Source organism: Chamaesiphon sp. VAR_69_metabat_338, from assembly GCF_031423935.1.
Taxonomy (GTDB): domain Bacteria; phylum Cyanobacteriota; class Cyanobacteriia; order Cyanobacteriales; family Chamaesiphonaceae; genus Chamaesiphon.
Genome location: NZ_JANPGM010000283.1, coordinates 1 through 4,508, shown reverse-complemented (window position 1 = coordinate 4,508; position 4,508 = coordinate 1). Strand labels below are relative to the sequence as shown.

3 protein-coding genes are annotated in these 4,508 nt (G+C 53.1%); 2 read left to right on the top strand and 1 reads right to left on the bottom strand.

The genetic code is table 11. The features are described from left to right. A partial coding sequence (locus tag RMO84_RS08315; protein WP_310487997.1) for a DnaJ C-terminal domain-containing protein occupies positions 1-289 on the top strand: 289 nt, incomplete at its 5' end. Beyond that, complete coding sequence (locus RMO84_RS08310; RefSeq protein ID WP_310487996.1) at positions 286-597, top strand: chaperone modulator CbpM; 312 nt, start codon at positions 286-288, stop codon at positions 595-597. The genes RMO84_RS08315 and RMO84_RS08310, both read left to right, overlap by 4 nt. Positions 598-725: 128 nt before the next feature. On the opposite strand, the gene purL is transcribed toward RMO84_RS08310, so the two are convergent. Further along, positions 726-4,508: phosphoribosylformylglycinamidine synthase subunit PurL (gene purL, locus RMO84_RS08305; protein WP_310487995.1), on the bottom strand; the 3,783-nt coding region annotated here is incomplete at its 5' end.

Below are 4,508 nucleotides of genomic sequence, written 5' to 3'. Positions count from 1 at the left end.
CGATTTGCCCATTCGCCCCGACGAGGCAGTGCTGGGGGCGGAAATCAAAGTGCCAACTCCCGATGGTAGCGTGACGATGAAAGTCCCTAAAGGAGTGAAATCGGGGCAATCGCTGAAACTGCGTGGCAAAGGTTGGACATTACCAAAAGGGGGACGCGGTGACTTATTTGCCAAACTTCAAATCGTTACGCCGCAAGACCTTAATTCGATCGAGCAGGAATGCTACGAAAAAATCCAAGCAAATACCACTTTCAATCCCCGCGCTCACTTAAAGGAGATAACATTATGACTTTCAGCCTATCTACAACCGTAGTGTCAACAGAGGGGGATTGCCTGTACACCTTTGAATATGCCGCTAATGCTGCCCAAACTTCGATCGCAGTCATACATGTTTATATCAAGTTAGGCGCGATCGAACCCACAGGCTCGATGCTACATTCGCGCGAGATTGCCCGCATCGCTCAGATTCAGCGGTTGCGGGCAGATTTGGGGGTGAACTTAGTCGGAGCCGCGATCGTGCTGGATCTGGCTCAAGAAGTTGCTCAATTACGGGCACAGCTTGAGGTGTATCGTTGGCGTAGCCTATCGGAACGATAATCGCAGCCCCCGAATCCACGATGAAACATCCACACCAACAGCCAGCATTAGAGCGGGAGTGTAGCGAAGTACTGCAACAGTGGGAAGATCGATCGGCAATACCAATGCTGGTGCTGAGTTTTGCGTGGTTAGGATTGTTTATTATCGAGACGACGCTCGATCGCCGTTGCCCAAGTTTCCGTAATTGCCGCGATATCCAGATCGATTAATGCAGTTTCAGCAGTTATTTGGAATCGATCGCTAGCAGTACCGACAACACCTAAATATTGCCAAGCATCTTTCACTTGCGAGCTTAGATAAGCTTCAAATTCGGCTTGATGATTAGGATCGACTGATACTATAATCCTCGCGCCACCTTCACCAAATAAAACTAGATCCAAGCGATATTTGGATATTTCTATATTAATGGTTGCACCCTTATTTCCAGAAATACAACACTCAGCTAGCGCGACAGCTAAACCACCTTCGGAGGAGTCGTGAGCAGATTCGATCCAGCCTTTGCGAATCCCATGACGACAGGCGGCTTGAACTCTAAGTTCCATGTCAAAATTTACCGATGGAGGATATCCAGCGACGGTTTGATGAAGGGTTGCTAGATATTCTGATGCGCCTAAAGTCACTTGTTGGGGTGCCCCTGGGTGTTCCGGTTCGCCCAATGATGTGGGCATACCTAGTAAATAGATGAGATCGCCTGTATTCTGCCAACCCTGACCGCAGATTTTGGTAATATCCTCAACTATCCCCACCATCCCGACAACGGGAGTTGGATAAATAGGTACCGGATTGCCTGCGGCATCAAAGGTTTCGTTATAGAGCGAGACATTACCGCCAGTGACGGGGGTTTTAAACATAGTGCAAGCTTCGGATAAACCCGTGCAAGCATTGGCAAGTTGCCAATAACCGATCGGTTTTTCGGGGCTGCCAAAGTTGAGATTGTCGGTAACAGCAACTGGTTCGGCACCGACGCAGCTCAAATTGCGCGCGGCTTCGGCGACGACCATTTTGGCCCCTTCGTAGGGATTGAGGTAGACGTAGCGGGGGTTACAGTCTACGGTGGCGGCAATGCCTAAGTTCGGGTTATTAACTGTGGATTGACGACCTTGAATTGGTTCGAGGGGGCGAATCCGAATGACTGCGGCATCGGCACCGCCGGGGAGCATGACGGTGTTGTTTTGGACTTGGTGGTCGTATTGACGATACACCCAGCGTTTAGAGGCGATCGACGGTGTATCCAGCAGGGTCATTAGTACGTCGTTCCAACTGTGGGATTTACCGTTAATTTCCATGCCTTGAGGCGTTGCTGGGGGTAACTGGTCTGGCGTCCACTGCCATGCTTTCTGGGCGTATTCTGGAGCCTCTGCCATCAATTCCCGCTCGTAAATGGGGGTGTTGTCAGCTAGAGCGGTAGCGGTGATTTCTGCCGCGATCGATCCTTGGAATAAGATCCGCACGATCGGTTCTTCAATGACGGTACCGGCGACGACGGCGTGCAGTCCCCACCGCTCGAAGATATCGATTAACTCCTGTTCCCGTCCCTTGTGGGCGACGAATAGCATCCGCTCTTGGGATTCCGATAGCAGGTACTCGTAAGGCACCATCCCTGGTTCGCGGGCGGGCACGAGATCGAGATTAAATTCAATGCCGACACCGCCTTTGGCAGCCATTTCCGAACAGGAGCAGGTGATGCCAGCGGCTCCCATATCTTGAGCGGCGACGACAGCACCAGTTTTGAAGGCTTCCAGACAGGCTTCGATTAGGGATTTTTCCAGGAATGGGTCGCCAACTTGGACGGCGGGGCGATTGTCGATCGATTCGGCAGTCAGTTCGGCACTGGCAAAACTCGCGCCGCCCATGCCATCGCGCCCGGTGGTGGAGCCGACATAGAGGACGGGGTTGCCAATTCCGGCTGCGCCCGATTTGACGATCGTGTCTGTCTCCATCAACCCCATCGCCATCGCATTCACCAGGGGGTTGCCAGAGTAAGCGGGGTCGAAATACACTTCACCACCGACAGTCGGCACGCCGACACAGTTGTGAGTGACAATCCCCGCACTAGTCACAAATAAGTGAGTGCGATCGACTTCGATGTCGTAAACATCGCAAGTTTCGACTTTATGAGTGGCAATACTTTGAATTTTGACGGTACCGAGTAGGGTCGTCGGTGGCAGCAGCGTGGCGACAGCACCGACTTCCTGACGATGTGCGGCTGGCGGTGGCGCGATAATTTGAGTCCAATCGCGCCGGACTTCGATTTGCCATAGTGCGGCATATTCAAATTCGCGACCCGCGATCTTGCCGATGGAAGCGGGACGGTGGTGAACTTGGGGCAAGATTCCCTGATTTTGCATCAGTAGCATCACCTGGTCGAAGAGCTGACGGCTGGAAGTAGAACAGAAAATTTTATCTTGTCCGCCAGAGTTGCCAGGGTTGGGAATAGTCGGATTGTTCCGAATCAGGCTTTTGAGGAGTTCTTGCTGAAGTGCCAAGTTCCAATCCCAGACGAAATCGGGGAGACGTTTGTGGGTGGCTTCATTGCCACACCCCCAGACTTGGGTAAATAGATGACCCAGCAGCCAGGATGAGACACACACGGCCATCCCGGAGGTACGTTGTTTGGGACTAGCCTCGATGCCCAGATTTTGGAGAATGGCCATCAGATCGCCAACCGCCGTGTTTTCTCGATCGCTAAAATTGAAGAAAATTCGATAGACATTCCCTGCTGGCGACACCATGCCAGTAGCGATGTAATAGCCTAACAACCGCGCAAACGCTGCATCGGGTTGAATTAGGGCTGACAACCAATCATCTTTGCCGTGCTGGCCGATTTTCAGGTCTTGACGGGCGCAGTTGAGGCTGCTCTCCAAGCCGAGGAGTTGTTCGAGATTGCGAAAGTGTGCCAGTGGCAGGATTTTGGTATTGAAATAGTGATTGCGTTTTTGAATCGATGGTTCAAACAGTTCGAGGGTGGTGCGAATCAGATCGCTCGGTTGCCAGGTTTCGGGTAGCTTGACGCACAGTTCGCGATCTGAATCTAACTGGGGATCGATGAGATCGATGAGGTCGAGGGGCTGGATCTGGCCGCTAATTTCAGGCAGTTTTTGGAGGACGGGCAAATTATCGCCGACGCGCAGGGTTTGGGCGTAGCGGATGCGAACTTTATTTTCGTCTTCCACGCGTAACATCGGGTGATCGGGTGTGACGGTGAGGGTGCGACCGAGGGATGTCCGAATATTGATGAGTGTCTCGGTCTGGCGTTTGAAGATGCGGGTGACGGGTTGCCAACTGCTGCGATTGGTTTTGGGATCGATCGAGAGGGTTTCGATCCCTGGTGCGAGTTCTGTGGTATCCGCGTCGGGAGCCAAATGGCTGGTGACAAAATCGCCGATCGTGTCGAAGTGAATGCCCTGCGTGTCTCTCCAGATCAGGGTTTCGGAACCGATCAGGCAATTGCCATAGTGGGAAATTCCGGCGACGACACCGGTGAAGAGGCGGCGCGTTTTGGCATCTTTGAGGTCGCCAAATCTGAGGGAATTGAGGATCGCGATCGGTCGCGCGCCCATGGTGAAAATATCGCGGAGGATACCCCCGACACCCGTTGCGGCACCCTGGAAGGGTTCGACGGCGGAGGGATGATTGTGGGATTCAATTTTGAAGGCGAGCTGGAGGCCGTCGCCAAGGTCGATGACGCCCGCATTTTCACCTGGGCCGACGAGGACGCGATCGCCTGTGGTGGGGAATTGTTTGAGCAGGGGGCGGGAGTTTTTATAGCAGCAGTGTTCCGACCACATCACCCCGAACATGCCGAGTTCGGCTTTGTTGGGGTGACGATCTAGTCTTTTGACGATTTCGTCGTATTCGTTGGGTTTGATGCCTTGGGCGGCGATTTCGGCGGGGGTGAAGGGGGAGGGAGG

Excerpts from the sequence above, each read along its gene's own strand:
- RMO84_RS08310 (WP_310487996.1), top strand. The coding sequence starts at position 286 with ATGACTTTCAGCCTATCTACAACCGTAGTGTCAACAGAGGGGGATTGC.